This window comes from Streptomyces sp. NPDC002825, assembly GCF_040295385.1.
Taxonomy (GTDB): Bacteria; Actinomycetota; Actinomycetes; order Streptomycetales; family Streptomycetaceae; genus Streptomyces.
On the sequence record NZ_JBEOVH010000008.1, the window covers coordinates 64,618 to 81,107 of the forward strand.

Consider the following 16,490-nt stretch of genomic DNA (forward strand, 5'->3'; position numbering starts at 1 on the left):
ACCACCCCGGCCACCGTCCGTACGTGCTTCTTCCTGGCCCCGGCCGCCGTCGCCCGGCGACCGGGGCCGCCTGGACAGCTCCGGCGCATTCTTCGGGGCGGACGGGGTACTGGCAGATCCCCGGGGATTCAGGCAGCGGTGCGGTCAGCAGGAGGGATCCAGATGAACCTCGTCCAAGGGGCCCCTGCGAACGGTGGCACCACCTCCAGGGGCCGATGGCCCGCGGACTCCGGCTCCGGCTCCGGCTCCGACTTCGACTCCGCAGGGTTTGCGGCGCGCACAGCCGGTAGTCAGCAGGCCCGGAACCTTCCGGCGGACCACACCCAGGCGATCCTGGAGGTCACGAAGGAGGTCGCCGGAGTCCTCAAATCCTCGGGGTGTCCGTTCGCCCTGGTCGGCAGCGTCGCCGTCTACGCCTACGGAATCCCGGTGCGCCTGCAGCACGACGCGGACTTCGCCGTCCGTCGGGAGGACGCCGACCAGGTGACCCGTTGCCTCAGCGATCACGGCATCGAGATCGTCGAACCGCCCGAGGACTGGCTGATCAAGGGCCGCAGGGCCGGAGAGCACATCGATCTGATCTTCTCCCTTGCGGGCCGCCCCGTCACGACCGAACTCCTCCGACGCGCCGAGACCCTTCCTGTCGACTCGGTGCACATGCCGGTCATCGAGCCGACCGACCTCATGGCCGGGCGGCTGGCCGCGCTGTCGGAGCACCACTGCGACTTCGGGACTCTGCTTCCCGTCGCGCGCGGGCTGCGTGAACGCGTCGACTGGGACCGCGTACGCGAGGAGACCGGGAACAAGCCTATGGCGGCGGCGTTCCTCTACCTGCTCGAACTGCTCGACGTCATTCGGTCCCGCCCCGACGGCAAGGAGGTGCGAGACCGATGACCGGACGCAACTGCCAGGAGGTCGAGTACCGGATCGCCCGGCTGCGCGAACGCCTTGCCGGCGACGAAGTCGCCGAGCTCGGTGTCCGGATCGAACTGCGCGGCGACAGTGTGCTGTTGACCGGCGCACTGCCCACCGCCGGCCGACGGAACGAGATACTGCGGCTGGCGCGGGAGGAGTTGACCGGGCTCGTCGTACGTACGGATCTCACCACGCCCTCCGCCGACGCGCCCGACCACGTGGAGCAGCTGCCATGACGCGGGAGACGCCGATGGTTTTGGGCCGCGGCGACCACGTCGTCCGAGTGGCGGCGGTCGGCGACATCCATCTGAGTCCGGATTGCGCGGGGCTGCTGCGTCCCGCGTTCATGACGCTCCCCGAGTGCGCGGACGTGCTCCTGCTCGCCGGTGATCTGACGCGGCACGGCACCGTCGACGAAGCCCAGGTGGTGGCCGATGAGGTCCGAGACATCGGGGTCCCGGTCATCGCCGTACTGGGCAACCACGACTACCACTCGGACGAGGCCGACGAGGTGACGCGTACGCTCGTCTCCGCGGGCGTCAGCGTCCTGGAGGGACAGTCGACCGTCTTCTCCGCCGCCGGCCACCGGGTCGGCGTGGCCGGCGTGAAGGGGTTCTGCGGAGGGTTCGCGGGCCGGAGTGCGGGGGCGTTCGGCGAACCGGAGATGAAGGCCTGGGTGCGCGTGGCGCATGAGGGCGCCGAGCGGCTGGCCTCCGCTCTGGAGGAGCTGGCCGCCGATCACTGCGATGCCCGCATCGCCCTGACCCACTTCGCGCCCGTCCCCGACACCCTCGCGGGTGAGCCCGTCGAGATCTATCCGTTCCTCGGCAGCTATCTGCTCGCCGAGGCGATCGACTCCGTGGGCGCCGACCTCGCCGTCCACGGCCACGCCCACCTGGGAACGGAGCACGGCATGACGGCCCGCGGGGTCCGCGTGCGAAACGTCGCGCAGCCGGTCATCGACCGGGCCTTTGCGCTCTACGAGCTGCCGGTCACCGGCCACGAGCCTGCCTGAACCGGCCCCGCCCCCCGCCGGTCATCCTGGCTGCCCGCCGGTCATCCGGGCTGCCGCTGCTCGGCAGGACCGAAGCCGAAGAGACCCACGGAACCCGTGATCTCCAGCAGCCGCACCATCTGGTGACTCGGGGCGGCCAGGGTGATCCGGCTTCCCGATGCGAGTGCCGACTCCCGGGCGGTCAACAGCAGATTGAGACCGGCCGAGTCGCAGAACGACGAGTTCTGGAGGTCGACGACGATGTCCGCGCCCCGCGGCGCACGGGCGACGGCGTCGAGAAGCAGGGACCGCAGCTCGGCCGAGTGGTCCAGGTCCAGGTCACCGCTCAGCCAGACGACGAATGGATGCGGGACACGGCTTTCGGTCTCGGGATGCGCGGTCTGCTTCTTGCCGGGTGTCATGACGCACCTCCTCCTCACCACCGCGACTGCCCTGCCTCCGGGATCCCATGCAGGCCGTACCGCGTGTCGCGCCGAGAGGCCGGTGGCGGTTCGGAGGAGTCAACTCCTCTCTCCCGGGCGACCACATGGCGTCGCCCTGCCCCGTGCTGCCGCAGTCCTGGGTGTCACGGTCGGGCTCACGGAAGGCGCCCGCGGTGAGCGGGATCAACTGACTCGAAAGCCGATCGGAGCATTCGCTAAAGCGCGATTTAGGAAATACCCTTCCTCCTCGTCAAGACCTGGGCCTCTGTAGTTAAATACAAATACGGAACATAACCTAGGGGTGAGCATGACGGCAGGGAAGCGGGGCAAGGCGGCCCGTCGGGCGGAGCTCAACGCGGCCGTGCAGCGGGCGCTGCTCGCGCGGGGCCTGGACGGGCTGCGGCTGCGCGACGTCGCCGACGAGGCCGGCGTGACACCCGCCGCCGTGCTCTACTACGGCGACCTCGACGCGCTCGTGTACGAGACGTACCAGCAGGCGATCGAGCGCTACAGCCAGGAGCGGGAACGGGCCGCGGAACAGTTCACGGACGCCCGTGACCAACTGCGCGCCTGCATCGACTGCGGTCCGGCCACCGGCCCGGACGACGCGCTGACCCGGCTGCTCTACGAGTACTGGCCCCGCTGCCTGCGCGACGCCAAGGCGGCCGCCCTCGACAGCGCGCTGACGGAGCGCCAGATCTCCGTCTACCACGCCGTCCTGGTACTGGGACAGGCGCAGGGCCACTTCACCCTGACCGACCCGCCCCGCCTCCTCGCGGCGAACTTCGTCGCCATGGAGGACGGTTACCAGATGGAGATCCTGGCCGGCCGCCGCACCCGCACAGAGGTCGTCGCCGCCCTGCGCTCCTACGCTCGCGCGGTGACCGGACACGATCTGGGCTGACATCCGGCAAGGGGCGAGCGGCGCGTGCCGGCCCCACCTGGGATCGCCTGGGGCCACCTGGGACCACCGTTGGGATCTTGAGACCACCAGCGTCCCATGGCAGGCTCACCGCACATGATCGATGAGTTCGCGAAGGACAACCTGCACACGAGACTGCGGCGGGACCGTGAGGCGCTGCTCTGGAAGCTCGACGGCTTGTCCGAATACGACGCCCGCCGGCCTTTGACGGCCACCGGGACGAACCTGCTCGGCCTGGTCAAACACGTGGCCACCGTCGAGGCCCGGTACTTCGGCGAGGTCTTCGACCGGCCTTCCCCGGAACCTCTGTGCCGGTGGCAGGACTCCGACGGCAGCGATCAGTGGGCCGCCGAGAACGAGACCCGCGATCAGGTCGTCGCCTTCTACCGGCGCACGTGGGAACACTCCGACGCGACGATCGAGGCGCTTTCCCTCGACGCCCCGGGCCACGTGCCGTGGTGGTCGGACCCGTGCCCCCACACGAACCTGTTCGCCATCATGGTCCACGTCCTCGGCGAGACCAACCGGCACGCCGGACACGCCGACATCCTGCGCGAGGGCGTCGACGGCCGGACCGGCATGCGCCCCGAACACGAGAGGCGGGTCGACGAGGAAGCCCGCGCGGCCTACCGCGCGAAGATCGAGCAGGCCGCCAGGTCGGTCCTCTAGGAGGCCGAGCGGGCAGGGGCCGATTCGCCCCGTCCCGCCCGGCCCGCTTCAGCCCGTCCGGTGCCTTCCCCCCGGCCCGCCCGGCGGGCCTGGACCGCCCGGCGGCCTTGACCCTCCCCCGTCAGCGAGCGGCGAAGGAGTGGACCGTCGTCGAGCGGTAGGTCCGTCCCGGGCGGAGCACCGTCGACGGGAAGGCCGGCTGGTTGGGTGAGTCGGGGAAGTGCTGGGTCTCCAAGCAGAAGCCGTCACCCTGGCGGTAGACCTTCCCGGAGGAGCCCGCCAGCGTGGCGTCGAGGAAGTTGCCGCTGTAGAACTGCATGCCCGGCTCGGTGGTCGCGATCTTCATCACGCGGCCGTGGACGGGTTCCGTCACGGTCGCGACGTGCTGCGGGACGTCGGTGAGTCCCTTGTCGAGCACGAAGTTGTGGTCGTAGCCGCGGCCGAAGACGACCTGCGGATGCGCCTCGCGGATGTCGCGACCGATGCGCTTGCCGGTGCGGAAGTCGAAGGGCGTGTGCGCGACCCCGGCGAGTTCGCCGGTGGGAATGAGGGTGGAGTCGACGGGGGTGTAGCGGGAGGCGGCGATCCTCAGGGTGTGGTCGAGGATGCTGCCGCTGCCTTCGCCGGCGAGGTTGAAGTAGGTGTGGTTGGTGAGGTTCACGACCGTGGCCCTGTCCGTGACGGCCTCGTAGTCGATGCGGAAGTCGCCGCGCGGGGTGAGGACGTAGTCGACCCGGACGCGCAGGGTGCCGGGGTAGCCCATCTCGCCGTCGGGGCTGACATAGCGCAGGGTGAGGCCGGTGTCCCGCCCCCGCGTGTACGGCTCGACGTCCCACACCCGCTTGTCGAAGCCCTTGTCCCCGCCGTGCAGGCTGTTGGGGTCGTCGTTGACGGGGAGTCGGTACGTCGTGCCGTCGAGCGTGAAGGTGCCGCGCGCTATGCGGTTGCCGTAGCGGCCGATGACGGCGCCGAAGTACGGGCTGCCCGCCACGTAGTCGTCGAGGTTGTCGAAGCCCAGCGACACGTTCGCGTACCGGCCGTGCCGATCGGGGATCTCGAGGGACTGGACGATGCCGCCGTACGACAGGACGCGCAGCCGGGTGCCTCCCGCGGCCACGGTCCACCGGTGGACGGGCGTGCCGTCGTGCAGGGTCCCGAAGAGCTCCTTCGTCGGCTTTCCGTCCGCTCGTTCGGCGCCCTCCGAAGAGGCGAACGCCGGGGCCGTCCCGAGGGCGGCCGCGGCCACTCCGGCGGCGCCTGCCGCCATCACCGTACGTCTGTTGATCGTCATGTCGTTGTCTCTCCTCAACGTCGGATGTTCGATATTTCGGACCACGTTCGAAGTGGCGGGCCCGGTTGTCCGCCGAGCCCGCCACGCCGGCTCCCCGAGCCGGCCGGTGTCACGTCGTCAGCGCTGCAGCGTCAGCAGACCCGGCCGGTAGGGCCACAGGCCGTAGTCGCCGCCTGAGTTGGGATCGCGCCCCTGGTAGAGGAAGCGCAGGTTGCAGGGATCGACGGTCATGGTCTGATCGGGACCGGTGCGGATCAGTTCGCCGTGGCTGATGTCGTTGGTCCAGGTGGCGCCGCTGTTGGCCTTGCCCGCGAAGGGGTTGCTCTCGGTCGCGGCCTGCGGTGTCCAGGAACCGTTCAGGCTGGTGGCCGTGAACGAGCGGAAGTACCGGCCCTGCGAGCCGTCCGCCTCGACGATCATGAGGTAGCGGTCCTGGCCCTGGAGCTTGTAGACCTGCGGGGCCTCGAACAGGTTCTTCACCGTGTCGCTCATGACCGTCGTGTACGACGAGCCGAAACTGGACGGGAAGTTCCCGATCGGCATGCCGGCCCGGTAGATCTTGCCGTTGTCGCCGGCGAAGAACAGGTACATGTTCGTGCCGTCGGCGATGAGCGTCTGGTCGATGGGCCCGGTTCCGGAGTCGGCGATGCTTCCGGAGAAGAGTTCCTGCTCCGCCGACCAGCCGTTCGGGTTGGTGGGGTCGCTCGATGTGCGGTAGGAGAAGGCGGTCCTCCCCCACTGGTAGGCGAGCACCCAGATGTTCTTCGGCGCGAAGTAGAAGAGCGTGGGCGCGACGGCGGAGTTCGTCATCGTGTTCTGGCCGGCCGAGGCCATCTCCGACCAGTTGGTGAACGGGGTGAAGTTCATCGAGCCCCAGCCCGTGCCCGTCCCCGCGGCCCCGTGCGTCGTCGCGTAGACGAGGTTCCTGCCGTTGTAGGGGACGACGGTGAAGTCCTTGAGCGAGGCCCATCCGGACTTCGGCTGTGCCAGCGCGCCCGTCGACGTCCAGCGGTAGGTCGTCGGAAGGGCGCACACGCCGGGGGTGGTGCCGCCGCCGACCTTGACGAGCTGCCACTGCTGGTTGGCGCCGCCCCAGTCGTCGTACTGGACGATGTTCGCGCCGTCGGCGGTGGAGGCGCCCTGCACTTCGAGGGCCTTGCCGCTGTGGCGCGCGACGAGCCGGACGTAGCCGTCGGGGCTGTCGGCCAGCCGCCATTGCTGGTTGGTGGCGTTCAGGTCGGTCCACTGGACGATCGGGCCGCCGTTGGCGGTGGACCCGTTGGAGACGTCCAGCACCTTGCCGGAGTGGCGCGACTTGATGCGGTAGTAGCCGCCGCCGGAGTCGACGAACTGCCACTGCTGCTGGTTCTGGTCGTTCCTCGTCCACTGGGTGATGCGGGCGCCGTCGTTGGTCGCCAGGTTGTAGACGTCAAGGGCCTTGCCGCTGTTGCGGTTGACCAGGACGTACCAGGCGTTGGTGTCGACGGTCGCCGCGCCGGCGGGCTGGGCGCCGAAGAAGGTGGCCAGGAGCAGCAGGGGGGTGAGGACGGCGAGCAGGCGTTTCAGTGGGACGGGGGACCGTTGGCGTAACCACATCAGACGTGCTCCTTCGGGGGGTTCGGGAGGGGATAGGTGTGGAGCCGGCCGCACATGCCGAAGAGCTGGTGCTCCGGGCGTTCCAGTCGTGACACTGCGCCGTGGTCGAGGTGGGAGAGGTCTCCGGCCTTCAGGGCGTCCAGTTGGCGGCCGGTCGTTTCGGCCGCTGCCAGCGCGCCGTCGTGCCAGCGGATCCACCAGGAGTCGAGGAGGCCGCTCTTCAGGCGGTGGGCCGCGGCATGGAACTCCCGCAGGCCGCCTTCGCGCAGGGCCAGGAATCCGTCGAGTGCCAGGTCGCGGCGGCGGCGTGCTGCCGTGGCCGGGTCGCCGGTCAGGGCGGCCGCCGCCTGGTAGGCGTCGGGATCGGCCAGGACACGAGGGGGGAAGGTGAAGACTGCGTCTCCTGCCTCGGGGAGTCCGCTGTTCTGCATGAGCACCACGAGGCGCAGGCCGCCGGAGTTGACGAGCCGGTGAATCGTGCCCGGGGTGAACCAGACGACGTCACCGGGGTGCAGCGGGGTGTCGGCGAACCCGGTGGTGGTGAGTGTCTGGACGCTGCCCGTGCCGCTGATGACGACGTACGCCTCGGAGCACACGAGGTGCATGTGGGGCGTGCCCCCGCACAGCCCGTCGGCGGCCTCCCAGTCGTACACGGTCAGCCCGGAGATCCCCACGCCGCCGGGCAGCGGGGTCACCACGGGTGTTCCGCGACGTGCCGGGACAGGCGCGCGGGGGTCCACGCGCCGTCGGCCACGACGATCCGGTAGCGGCGCGAGAGGGTGTCGCCGGGGCCCAGCGGCAGTTCCTCGTCGAACGCCACGGACGGGTTGACGGCGGCGAAGGGCTCGCTGCGGACGAACCAGTGGCCGGGGGCGTCCGGATCGTCCAGGAACAGGAGCGTGGAGGAGCGGTCGACCTCGTCGTGGGTGCCGACGAAGCCCAGCCAGTCGCCCTTGTCGCCCATCGCGGGGCCGATCGCGTCACCGCCGGTGAACGCGCGCGGACCGCGCCAGAACAGGCCGGAGTACCCGGCGAGCTCCCGGCCCTGCGTGCCGGGGCTGCCGAACGTGAGGGTGGTGTCGTGGACGTTGGTCAGCGCGATGGTGACCTCCAGGGTCCAGGAGTCGGCCTCGACGTCGCGTGCGGTCAGCGTGCGGTGCTCGTCGATCCACCGCTCCCCCGCCATCGTGTGCCAGGCCAGCTCCTCGGTGATCACGGCGCGGTCCAGGCCCGTCTCGGCGGACAGGCTGAGGCTGCGCATCGTGCCGAGGTTCGGCAGGTCGACGTAGCCCTGGCCGCGCAGGTAGGTGCCGCCGCCCCAGAAGTTCTGCCCGGACAGCCACGACGCCGTCATCTGGATGCCCTTGTGCCAGCGATGGTCGTGCGGCCGGTACCCGGTGACGACGTCGCCGGCGAGCGTGCGCACCGGATGCAGGTAGGGCTTCGGCGCTTCGAAGGGGTCCATGACCGGCCGGTGCACATAGCGGAAGAGGTCGACGCCGCGCGTCCGGACGATCAGCGCGTCCTCGTTCCGGAGGAGTTCGAAGGTCACCGGAACACCTCCGGCTGCCCGCCGTTGAGCGCCCCGTAGAACGGGTCGGCCGCGTCGATCTCGCCGCGCAGGACCGGCAGGCCGGTGATCGCGGCCTTGTACAGGGCGGTGACCAGTTCCATGGTCGGCCTGCCGAGGTCGGGCCGGACGCCCGCCTCGTAGCCGTCGAGGAAGGCCGCGAGCTGGGCGGTGTGCGAGCTGGGCAGGTCGTCCGGCGGCTCCCAGGTCGCGCCGGACGACCCGGCGGTGAACGTCCAGTCCGCGTTGGAGTAGCCGTACAGGTGCCGCAGTTCGACCGTGGCGTCGGTGAGGTCGAAGCGCAGGTAGCTCTCCTCGCGGGGAGACAGGACGCTGTTGACGACCGTCGCGATGGCCCCGTTCTCGAACCGGACCAGGGCGGTGGAGACGTCCTCGGTCTGGACGTCTCGCTCCAGGCGGCCGGCCATGGCCCGTACCTCGGCCCAGTCGCCGAGCACCGCGAGCATCAGGTCCATCTGGTGGATGCCGTGGCCCATCGTCGGACCGCCGCCCTCGCTCCGCCAGGTGCCGCGCCAGGGCACGTCGTAGTAGGCGTCGTCGCGGTACCAGGCCGTGACGCACTGCGCGACGAGCGGGCGGCCCAGGGTCCCGGCGGCGATCCGTTCCCGCAGGTACCGGGCGCCCGATCCGTACCTGTGCTGGAACACCGCACCCGCGGCGGCGGTCCCCTCGGCGGCCTGGATCCGGTCGAGCTCGGCCAGCGACAGCGCCACCGGCTTCTCGCACCACACCCACGCTCCCGCCTCCAGGCAGGCCACCGCCTGTTCGGCGTGCAGGAACGGCGGCGTGCACAGGTGCACGACGTCCGGACGCTGCTCCTTCAGCATCGTCTGCAGGTCGGTGTAGACCGCGGGAATGCCGTGCTCGGCCGCGAACTCCTCGGCGCGCGCGGCGTCCACGTCGACGGCTGCCACGATCTCGGCCCGGTGCGCCTGCGCCCGGAGAGCGGGTACGTGGCAGATGCCGGCGATCCCGCCCGTCCCGACGATCGCCGTCCTGATCATCCGCCCAGCACCTTCCTGATCGCGTGGTAGGCGGGCTTGGGCTGCAGGTTCTCGTCGTACGGCAGCGCGGCGCCCTCACCGGGGAAGACGGAGGGGATCCACGAGTACTTGTCGGTGTAGTCCCAGATGGTGACGCCGACGCACTTCCTGACCGCGAGGCAGGCCTTGACGTAGTCGGCGTACCAGGTGGCCTGGGTGGCGAGCTTCTCCGGGGTCACCGGGAGGTTCATCCGGATGTCGAGCTCGGTGACGGCGACGTCGACCCCGAGGTCGGCGAAGCGCTGCATGTTCTGCTGTACGTCGGCGGGGAAGCCGTACTGGAGTGCCAGATGGCCCTGGATGCCGAAGCCGTCCACCGGGACTCCGTCGGCCTTCAGCTGCTTGATGAGGGCGTAGTACGCGTCGCTCTTGGGGCCGATCCAGTCGACGTTGTAGTCGTTGAGGTACAGCTTGGCGTGCGGGTCGATCTCGTGGGCCCAGCGCAGGGCGTCGGCGATGTAGCCGGGGCCGAGCGTCTTGTAGAAGATCGACTCGCGGTAGGTGCCGTCCTCGTTGAAGGCCTCGTTGACGACGTCCCAGTGGATCACCCGGCCCTTGAAGTGCCGGACCTCCGTCTGGATGTGGTTCTTGAGGACGGCACGCAGTTCGTCGGCGGTCCAGGTGCGCCCGGTGAGCCAGGAGGGCAGCTGGTTGTGCCAGACGAGGGTGTGGCCGCGGACCTTCTGGTGGTGGTCCTTGGCGAAGGCCATGACCTCTTCGGCGGCGGTGAAGTCGAAGACGCCGGGCCGGGGTTCCGTGGTCTCCCACTTCATGGCGTTGCCGGGGGTGGTCTGCCCGAACTCGCCGCCGAGGAGCTTCAGGTAGGCGGCGTCGGTGAACTCGGGGTTGTCGGTGGCGGAGCCGAAGTACTTGTGGTGCTGCTTCGCCAGGTCGGCGAGCGTCCTGGGGCGGGGCTCGGCGCTGGCGGGCGCGGCGGCGAGGCCGGCCGCCAGGCAGGCGGCGGCGGAGAGGGCGATGAGGTGACGGGACACGGACATGGACATGGTTGACTCCTCGATCGAGGGTGAGAGGGGGTCAGTCGAGGACGATCGTGGTCAGCGCGCGGGGGGCGAGCCTCGCGGTGAGGGTCGTGCCGTGCGTGGAGGCGATGTCGGCCGGCGTGATCGAGCGGGTCCCGTCGGTGACGTATGCCTCGGGCTGCCGGTCGTGTCCGCCGCGGAGGGAGAAGGCGGCGGAGCGCTCGGTGGTCGCGGTGTTGAGGATCTCGACGACGCGGCGGCCGTCGGCGTTGCGGAAGGCCGTGACCTGCAGTGCCGGGTCGGTGTTCGTGACCGGCACGCGGACGGCGCCCGGGCGGATGAACCGGCTGAAGGCGGCCAGCGCCCAGTACCGCTTGGAGACCCGGTAGCCGTCACCGGGATTGGCGAGCTGGATGAGCCCGCGGGTCGCGCCGAGTGACGCCCCGGTCCAGTAGACGTAGGCGTTGGCGTTGCCGACGGTCAGGGTGTTCTGGATGTCGGCCGCGACGGTGAGACCGTCGTAGCCGCTGCCGTCGTCCCAGCTCTCGTTCCAGGTGGAGCCGTCCGGCGACCACTCCGACATCCACACGTGCTTGTCGGTGGGCTGCGGGACCGTCGTCGGACCGCTGTAGCGGTGGCCGGTGACGGTCCGTACGGCCCTGTCGGCCGCGGGGTCCGCCTCGATGGCCTCGGTGTAGGCGACCTGCCGGTCCCAGCCCGCCGCGTCGCAGCAGACCAGCTCCGTCTTCAGTCCGGATGCGCGCACGGTCGGCCCGAGCACCTTGAGGAAGTCGACGGCCTGCTGCGGGGTGAACCTCATCGAGGCGTAGGTCGCCGTCCAGTCGGGTTCGTTGGTGAATCCCAGGTCGGTGATCCCGATGCCTTCGCGCTGGTAGAACTTGGCGTACTGGACGAGGTAGTTCGCGTAGGCCTGGCGCCATTCGGGGCGGAGTTCGCCGCCGTCGTTCTCGCTGTTGTTGGTCTTCATGAAGGCGGGGGCGCTCCACGCGTCGGCGTAGAACCGCTCGACGCCGTACGCCTTGGCCTCCTTGGCGAGCCAGACCTGGCCGCCGTCCCAGCCGTCCCAGACGTACTTCGGCACGGCGTCCGGTCCGCCGGGATCGGTCGGCAGGATCGTCGGCATGTGGTCGTAGACCCGGTCGGTCGACGAACCGATGCCGAGGCGCAGGATCGAGAGGCCCGCGCCCTTGTCCTTGCTGAGCAGCAGGTCGAGCACCTCGCGCTGCTTGGCCGGGCTGAGGCCGCGGGCTCCGTGCAGCAGGTCGGCCCGCTGGAAGGCCATGGAGAAGCCGAATCCGTCGATGGGCTGGAGTTCCGCCCGGAAGTCGATGGCGGCACGGACGGGGGCGGCGGGAGGGGCGGGGTCGGCGGTGGCCACGGTCGAGGTGAGCGCTGACAAGACGACGGCTGTCAGCGCGGTCAGACGTTTCACAGAGTCTCCTCGGGGAGGGAGGTCGCGCGGTACGGGTCAGCCCTTGGTGGCGCCGGCGGTGAGGCCGCCGATCAGCTGGCGCTCGGCGACGGCGTAGAAGGCGAGGGCGGGGACCATGGCGAGCACGATGTAGGCCAGGACGAGCGCGAAGTCGGTCGAGTACTGGCCCTGGAACTGCTGGACGCCGACCGGGATCGTCTGCCATTTCGGGTCGCTGAACACCAGCAGCGGCAGGAAGAAGTTGTTCCAGCTCGCGACGACCGCAAGCACGGACACGGTGCCGAGCGCCGGACGGGCCATCGGCAGCAGGATCTGCCAGAAGAAGCGGAACTTGCCGCAGCCGTCCATGGTCGCGGCCTCCTCGATCTCCGCCGGGATGGTCCGGAAGAAACCGCGCAGGATCACGATCGTCATGGGGAGCCCGAAGGCCGCCTGCGGGAGGATCACTCCGAGCGGATTGTCGAGCAGGCCGAAGGTCCGCAGCATCAGGAAGAGCGGCAGGACGGCCACCGCGAACGGGAACATCAGCCCGATGGTGAAGAGCGTATAGAACAACTCCCTTCCCCGGAAGGCATAGCGGGCCAGAACGAAGGCCGCCATGGCCGAGGCCACGACCGTCACGACCGTCGTGCCGATGGCGATGCCCGCGCTGTTGGCGATCTGCCGCCAGAACATGCCGTCGCCGAGAATTCCGAGGTAGTTGCCGACCTTCCAGTGCTCCGGAAGTCCGAACGGGTTGTTCGTCAGTTCCGCCGTGCTCTTGAAGCCGGAGATCACGGCGTAGAGCAGAGGCACGGCGACGAAGGCGGCGATCAGCCAGACCACGGCGTGCAGCGAAAGACCGCGAACGGTCCGGCGGGCGTTCATCGGTCACCTCCCGAGGTGACGGCCCCGCTCAGGTCGCGGCGGAGCACGTACCGCTGGTAGAAGAGGGAGAAGACGAGGCTGATCATGAACAGCACCACGCTGATCGCGCTGGCATAGCCGACCTGGTACCGCTTGAACCCGAACTGGAACATCGCGATCGCCATCGTCTCGGAGGAGTGGTTCGGCCCGCCGGCGGTCATGACCCAGACGAGGTCGAAGAGCTGGATGGACCCGATGATCGAGAGGAAGACGCTGATCCGGATCGTCGGGCCGAGCAGCGGCAGCGTCACGTACCGGAAGCGCTGCCAGGCGCCGGCGCCGTCGATGGAGGCGGCTTCGAGGATCTCGGACGGGATGCTCTGAAGTCCGGCGAGGAACAGCATCATGTGGAAGCCGAAGTACTTCCAGACCATGACGATGAACAGGGTCGGCATGACCGTCGAGGGATCGGCGAGCCACTTGCCCTGCAAGCCCTCGAGGCCCAGGAGACCTGCGAGGTGGTCGGCCATGCCGGCGCCGGGCAGGAAGATCATCGTGAAGAGGACCGCCGTGACCACTTCGGACAGGATGTACGGCGCGAAGAACAGCATCCGGTAGACGGCCCGGCCACGGAGCCTCTGGTTGAGCAGGACCGCGGTGAACAGGGCGAACGGCAACTGCACGGTGATCGACAGGATGATCAGGTACAGCCCGCGTCCCAGATCGCCGAGGAAGACCTGGTCGTCGAAGAGCTTGGTGTAGTTCGCGAAGCCGACGAAGTTGTCCATGGGGCCGATCCCGCCCCATTTGAAGAAGCCGGTCCAGACGGCGACGACGATCGGGGCGAGGACGAAGACGAGGAAGAGGACCAGGGCCGGGACGAGGAACCAGGCGACGGACGCCCAGTCCCCCCACCGGCCCAGGCCGGACCGGGCCGGGAGCGGCGGGCGCGCGGGCACGGCCTCCTCCGTCCGCTCCTTCGTCAGGGTGGACACGGAACTAGGCACTCTTCGCAGCCTCGGTGATCGATGCGGTGACCTGCTCGGGCGTCTTCTTGCCCGCGATGAGGTCGGCGACGCTGTCGTTGACCTCCTGGCCGACCGCCGGCGGATACGCCTGGTCGAGGAAGAGCTGGAAGCCCGTCGCCTTGACGAGGCTGTCTGCCACCACCTTCTTGTTGGCGTCGGTGAGCTGGCTCTCCGCGCCCTTGACCACCGGCAGGTAGCCGTTGGAGGCCAGCAGCTTGGACTCGTTCTCCAGGACGAAGAACTTCAGGAAGTCCAGTGCCTCCTTCGGCGCTCCCTTGCGCAGCGCGAAGCCACCTCCGCCGCCGAACACCTCGGTGGCCTGTCCCACGCCGCCGTCGACCGTCGGGAAGGGGAAGAAGCCGAGGTCCGCTCCGAGGTCGGCGCCCGCGTCCTTCTGCACCGACGGTCCCCACTGGCCCATCAGCTCCATCGCGGCCTTGCCGTTGCCCATGGTCGCGGCCTGGCCGCCCGGGGTGGCGTAGCCGGCGCCGAGGAAGCCGGGCTGGAACGGCTGGAGGTCGACGAGCTCCTTGAGGTGGGCTCCCGCCTGGACGAAGCCCGCACCGGTGAAGTCCTTGGTGGTCGCGGCCTTCTGCAGGGCGGGGAGGCCGGCGACGCGCATCGCGAGGTAGGCCCAGTAGTAGTGGCCGGGCCACTTCTCCTTGCCCGCGAGCGCGATCGGGGTGATCCCCGCTGCCTTGAGCTTCTTGACGTCCTCGAGGAACGCGGCCCAGGTGGCCGGCGGAGCGGTGATCCCGGCCTTGGCGAAGAGTTTCTTGTTGTACCAGAAGCCGACCATGCCGATGTCGTACGGGATTCCGTAGGTCCGGCCCCCGAACTGGTAGGCCTGGAGCGAGACCGGGGTGAGCTGGGACGACCAGTCGAGGAGGTCGGTGAGGTCCTCGACCAGGTCCGCGTCGACCTGCTGCTGGAGCACGCCGCCGCCCCAGGTCTGGTAGACGTCGGGCAGCTTGCCGGAGGAAGTGGTCGCGGTCAGCTTGGACTTGAACGCCTCGTTCTCCAGCGAGGTCGTGTTGATCGCGATCTTCGGGTGTGCCTTCGTGAACGCCGTGGAGATCTCCGGGAAGAGGGACTTGCCCGGCTCCGTCGTGGCGATGTTCCACCACTCGAACGTCACCTTGCCGTCGGCCGCCGGTCTGCCACCGGAACCGTCGCCGCAGGCCGCGGTCATGGCTGCGGACAGGACGGTCAGGCCCGAGAACGCCAGGAAGCTTCGTCGGCTCGGGAGGGTGCTGGTCATGGGACCTCCGGGGGAAGAGTGCCGGTCATACGGCCGAAAACTTTTCGAAATACTCTCGAATTCTGTGCCGCCATAAGCTAGGAACGTGAAGCCCCCCGGTCAAGGGGTGTCACCGATTTCCCTGAAAAAACCCGCCTGTTGACTGCCTTGACAGGCAGGTCACCCCGCCTCGAAACTTCTTCGAAAGTTTGCGAGACCTGTCGCCGGTCACGGCGTGCGGGCAGAGGAGGGAAGTTGAGCGAACGGCGTCCGACCCTGGCCGTCATCGCCGCGGAGGCAGGGGTCTCCCAGGCCACCGTGTCCAAGGTGATCAACGGCCGTTCCGATGTCGCACCCGCGACACGCCAACGGATCGAGGGCCTGCTGCGGTCCCACAACTACCTCCCGCCGGGCCGGCAGGGCAGAGCCCGCAGATCGGGCCTCGTCGACCTGATCATCGGCGGTCTGGACAGCGCGTGGGCGGTGGAGATACTGCGCGGCGTCGAGGCCGAATGCGCCCAGCGCGGCGTCGGCACCGTCGTGTCACTCGTCCCGCCCGGCGAGGCCACGCCGTCCAGTTGGGCCGCTCTGCCGGTCCTGCACCACAGCGACGGCGTCATCCTCGTCACCGCCTCGGTCACCCAGGCCCAGCGCGCCCAGGTCGAACGGGCCGGAGTGGGGCTGGTCGTCATCGACCCCGTCGACCTGCCCGGCAACGGCGTGCCGAGCGTCGGAGCGACCAACTGGGCGGGCGGCCTCGCCGCCACCGAGCACCTGCTCCAGCTGGGGCACCGCCGGATCGCCACGATCGGCGGACGCAGGGAGATGCTCTGCAGCCGGGCCCGCATCGACGGGTACCGGACCGCCCTGGAGCAGGCCGGAATCGAGGTCGACCGCGACCTGATCCGGTTCGGTGACTTCCGGCACGAGGGCGGATTCCAGTGCGCCCAGGAATTGCTCGCGCTCCCCGACCCGCCGACCGCCATCTTCGCCGGCAGCGACCAGCAGGCGATGGGCGTCTACGAAGCCGCCCGACAGGGCGGGCTGAGCATTCCGCGGGACCTCAGCGTCGTCGGCTTCGACGACCTGCCGATGTGCGAATGGCTGTCACCGCCGCTGACGACCGTGCGCCAGCCGCTGGAGGAGATGGGGCGGGTCGCGGCCCGCACCCTGTTCCAGGTCATGGAGGACCAGCCGCTGGTCACACCGCGGATGGAGCTCTCGACCGAACTCAAGGTCCGGCTCTCCACGGCCCCGCCCCGACGCTAGGGGAACGAGCATTCAGGGCAGGCGGATTCTCGAAACATTTCGAAACTCTTGACATGTTTCTTCGAGATTTCCACACTGAATTCCGAGCCGGTTTCGGTCAGCCATCTGCCCGAATCCTGAGCGTTGGCCGTGAATCATCACGCCCTGCATTCCGCACCGTTATTGCCATTTCGCCCGTGCCTGCGGGCGTCGTCGGCGTGGATTCATTCT

The 16,490-nt window shown here is 69.3% G+C and carries 17 protein-coding genes; 6 read left to right on the forward strand and 11 right to left on the reverse strand.

Annotated elements, in window-relative coordinates; genetic code table 11:
• Positions 1–162 precede the first annotated feature (162 nt).
• Genes ABT041_RS13335 through ABT041_RS13345 form a run of 3 tightly spaced genes read left to right on the forward strand, consistent with a single transcriptional unit; the run spans position 163 to position 1,930 of the window.
• A complete protein-coding gene (locus tag ABT041_RS13335) occupies positions 163–894 on the forward strand; it encodes a nucleotidyltransferase family protein (RefSeq protein WP_351183395.1) in 732 nt (243 codons plus the stop codon).
• The gene (locus ABT041_RS13340; RefSeq protein WP_351183397.1) at positions 891–1,151 is read left to right on the forward strand and encodes a hypothetical protein; all 261 of its coding nucleotides are present in this window, start codon (positions 891–893) and stop codon (positions 1,149–1,151) included. Before ABT041_RS13335 ends, ABT041_RS13340 begins: the two co-directional genes overlap by 4 nt.
• On the forward strand, positions 1,148–1,930 hold the full coding sequence (locus ABT041_RS13345; RefSeq protein WP_351183399.1) for a metallophosphoesterase family protein: 783 nt from the start codon (positions 1,148–1,150) through the stop codon (positions 1,928–1,930). Before ABT041_RS13340 ends, ABT041_RS13345 begins: the two co-directional genes overlap by 4 nt.
• 41 nt (positions 1,931–1,971) lie before the next feature.
• Here the strand turns inward: ABT041_RS13345 and ABT041_RS13350 are convergent, their stop codons facing one another.
• Positions 1,972–2,331 carry an STAS domain-containing protein gene (locus ABT041_RS13350; RefSeq protein WP_351183401.1) on the reverse strand — a complete coding sequence of 120 codons (360 nt, stop codon included), beginning with the start codon at positions 2,329–2,331 and terminating at the stop codon, positions 1,972–1,974.
• Between the two features lie 328 nt (positions 2,332–2,659).
• On the opposite strand from ABT041_RS13350, the gene ABT041_RS13355 reads away from it, so the two are divergent.
• A complete protein-coding gene (locus ABT041_RS13355; RefSeq protein WP_351183403.1) occupies positions 2,660–3,256 on the forward strand; it encodes a TetR/AcrR family transcriptional regulator in 597 nt (198 codons plus the stop codon).
• Between the two features lie 114 nt (positions 3,257–3,370).
• Positions 3,371–3,943 carry a DinB family protein gene (locus ABT041_RS13360; RefSeq protein ID WP_351183405.1) on the forward strand — a complete coding sequence of 191 codons (573 nt, stop codon included), beginning with the start codon at positions 3,371–3,373 and terminating at the stop codon, positions 3,941–3,943.
• A gap of 121 nt (positions 3,944–4,064) precedes the next feature.
• Here the strand turns inward: ABT041_RS13360 and ABT041_RS13365 are convergent, their stop codons facing one another.
• The 10 genes from ABT041_RS13365 to ABT041_RS13410 all read right to left on the reverse strand — a co-directional run bounded on the left by ABT041_RS13365 (position 4,065) and on the right by ABT041_RS13410 (position 15,032).
• Positions 4,065–5,234 (reverse strand): aldose epimerase family protein, encoded by a 1,170-nt coding sequence (locus tag ABT041_RS13365; RefSeq protein WP_351183407.1) that lies wholly within the window; start codon positions 5,232–5,234, stop codon positions 4,065–4,067.
• A gap of 117 nt (positions 5,235–5,351) precedes the next feature.
• Positions 5,352–6,830: a non-reducing end alpha-L-arabinofuranosidase family hydrolase gene (locus tag ABT041_RS13370; protein ID WP_351183409.1), complete on the reverse strand. Its 1,479-nt coding sequence runs from the start codon at positions 6,828–6,830 to the stop codon at positions 5,352–5,354.
• Positions 6,830–7,525 (reverse strand): cupin domain-containing protein, encoded by a 696-nt coding sequence (locus ABT041_RS13375; protein WP_351183701.1) that lies wholly within the window; start codon positions 7,523–7,525, stop codon positions 6,830–6,832. The genes ABT041_RS13370 and ABT041_RS13375 overlap by 1 nt, the downstream gene beginning before the upstream one ends.
• Positions 7,522–8,382 (reverse strand): DUF6807 domain-containing protein, encoded by an 861-nt coding sequence (locus tag ABT041_RS13380; protein WP_351183411.1) that lies wholly within the window; start codon positions 8,380–8,382, stop codon positions 7,522–7,524. The genes ABT041_RS13375 and ABT041_RS13380 overlap by 4 nt, the downstream gene beginning before the upstream one ends.
• Positions 8,379–9,425 (reverse strand): Gfo/Idh/MocA family protein, encoded by a 1,047-nt coding sequence (locus ABT041_RS13385; RefSeq protein WP_351183413.1) that lies wholly within the window; start codon positions 9,423–9,425, stop codon positions 8,379–8,381. Before ABT041_RS13385 ends, ABT041_RS13380 begins: the two co-directional genes overlap by 4 nt.
• On the reverse strand, positions 9,422–10,468 hold the full coding sequence (locus ABT041_RS13390; protein ID WP_502976462.1) for an endo-1,4-beta-xylanase: 1,047 nt from the start codon (positions 10,466–10,468) through the stop codon (positions 9,422–9,424). Before ABT041_RS13390 ends, ABT041_RS13385 begins: the two co-directional genes overlap by 4 nt.
• A gap of 31 nt (positions 10,469–10,499) precedes the next feature.
• Positions 10,500–11,897 (reverse strand): glycoside hydrolase family 30 protein, encoded by a 1,398-nt coding sequence (locus ABT041_RS13395; protein ID WP_351183415.1) that lies wholly within the window; start codon positions 11,895–11,897, stop codon positions 10,500–10,502.
• A gap of 36 nt (positions 11,898–11,933) precedes the next feature.
• Positions 11,934–12,764, reverse strand: a complete 831-nt coding sequence (locus ABT041_RS13400) for a carbohydrate ABC transporter permease (protein WP_351183417.1) — start codon at positions 12,762–12,764, stop codon at positions 11,934–11,936.
• Positions 12,761–13,750, reverse strand: coding sequence for a carbohydrate ABC transporter permease (locus tag ABT041_RS13405; RefSeq protein WP_502976463.1), 990 nt, complete (start codon positions 13,748–13,750; stop codon positions 12,761–12,763). The genes ABT041_RS13400 and ABT041_RS13405 overlap by 4 nt, the downstream gene beginning before the upstream one ends.
• On the reverse strand, positions 13,743–15,032 hold the full coding sequence (locus ABT041_RS13410; protein WP_351183419.1) for an extracellular solute-binding protein: 1,290 nt from the start codon (positions 15,030–15,032) through the stop codon (positions 13,743–13,745). Before ABT041_RS13410 ends, ABT041_RS13405 begins: the two co-directional genes overlap by 8 nt.
• Before the next feature lie 234 nt (positions 15,033–15,266).
• On the opposite strand from ABT041_RS13410, the gene ABT041_RS13415 reads away from it, so the two are divergent.
• On the forward strand, positions 15,267–16,280 hold the full coding sequence (locus ABT041_RS13415) for a LacI family DNA-binding transcriptional regulator (RefSeq protein ID WP_351183421.1): 1,014 nt from the start codon (positions 15,267–15,269) through the stop codon (positions 16,278–16,280).
• Positions 16,281–16,490 lie beyond the last annotated feature (210 nt).

Coding starts and splice junctions, on each gene's coding strand:
- ABT041_RS13335 (WP_351183395.1), top strand. CDS start 163: ATGAACCTCGTCCAAGGGGCCCCTGCGAACGGTGGCACCACCTCCAGG.
- ABT041_RS13340 (WP_351183397.1), top strand. CDS start 891: ATGACCGGACGCAACTGCCAGGAGGTCGAGTACCGGATCGCCCGGCTG.
- ABT041_RS13345 (WP_351183399.1), top strand. CDS start 1,148: ATGACGCGGGAGACGCCGATGGTTTTGGGCCGCGGCGACCACGTCGTC.
- ABT041_RS13350 (WP_351183401.1), bottom strand. CDS start 2,331: ATGACACCCGGCAAGAAGCAGACCGCGCATCCCGAGACCGAAAGCCGT.
- ABT041_RS13355 (WP_351183403.1), top strand. CDS start 2,660: ATGACGGCAGGGAAGCGGGGCAAGGCGGCCCGTCGGGCGGAGCTCAAC.
- ABT041_RS13360 (WP_351183405.1), top strand. CDS start 3,371: ATGATCGATGAGTTCGCGAAGGACAACCTGCACACGAGACTGCGGCGG.
- ABT041_RS13365 (WP_351183407.1), bottom strand. CDS start 5,234: ATGACGATCAACAGACGTACGGTGATGGCGGCAGGCGCCGCCGGAGTG.
- ABT041_RS13370 (WP_351183409.1), bottom strand. CDS start 6,830: ATGTGGTTACGCCAACGGTCCCCCGTCCCACTGAAACGCCTGCTCGCC.
- ABT041_RS13385 (WP_351183413.1), bottom strand. CDS start 9,425: ATGATCAGGACGGCGATCGTCGGGACGGGCGGGATCGCCGGCATCTGC.
- ABT041_RS13390 (WP_502976462.1), bottom strand. CDS start 10,468: ATGTCCATGTCCGTGTCCCGTCACCTCATCGCCCTCTCCGCCGCCGCC.
- ABT041_RS13400 (WP_351183417.1), bottom strand. CDS start 12,764: ATGAACGCCCGCCGGACCGTTCGCGGTCTTTCGCTGCACGCCGTGGTC.
- ABT041_RS13410 (WP_351183419.1), bottom strand. CDS start 15,032: ATGACCAGCACCCTCCCGAGCCGACGAAGCTTCCTGGCGTTCTCGGGC.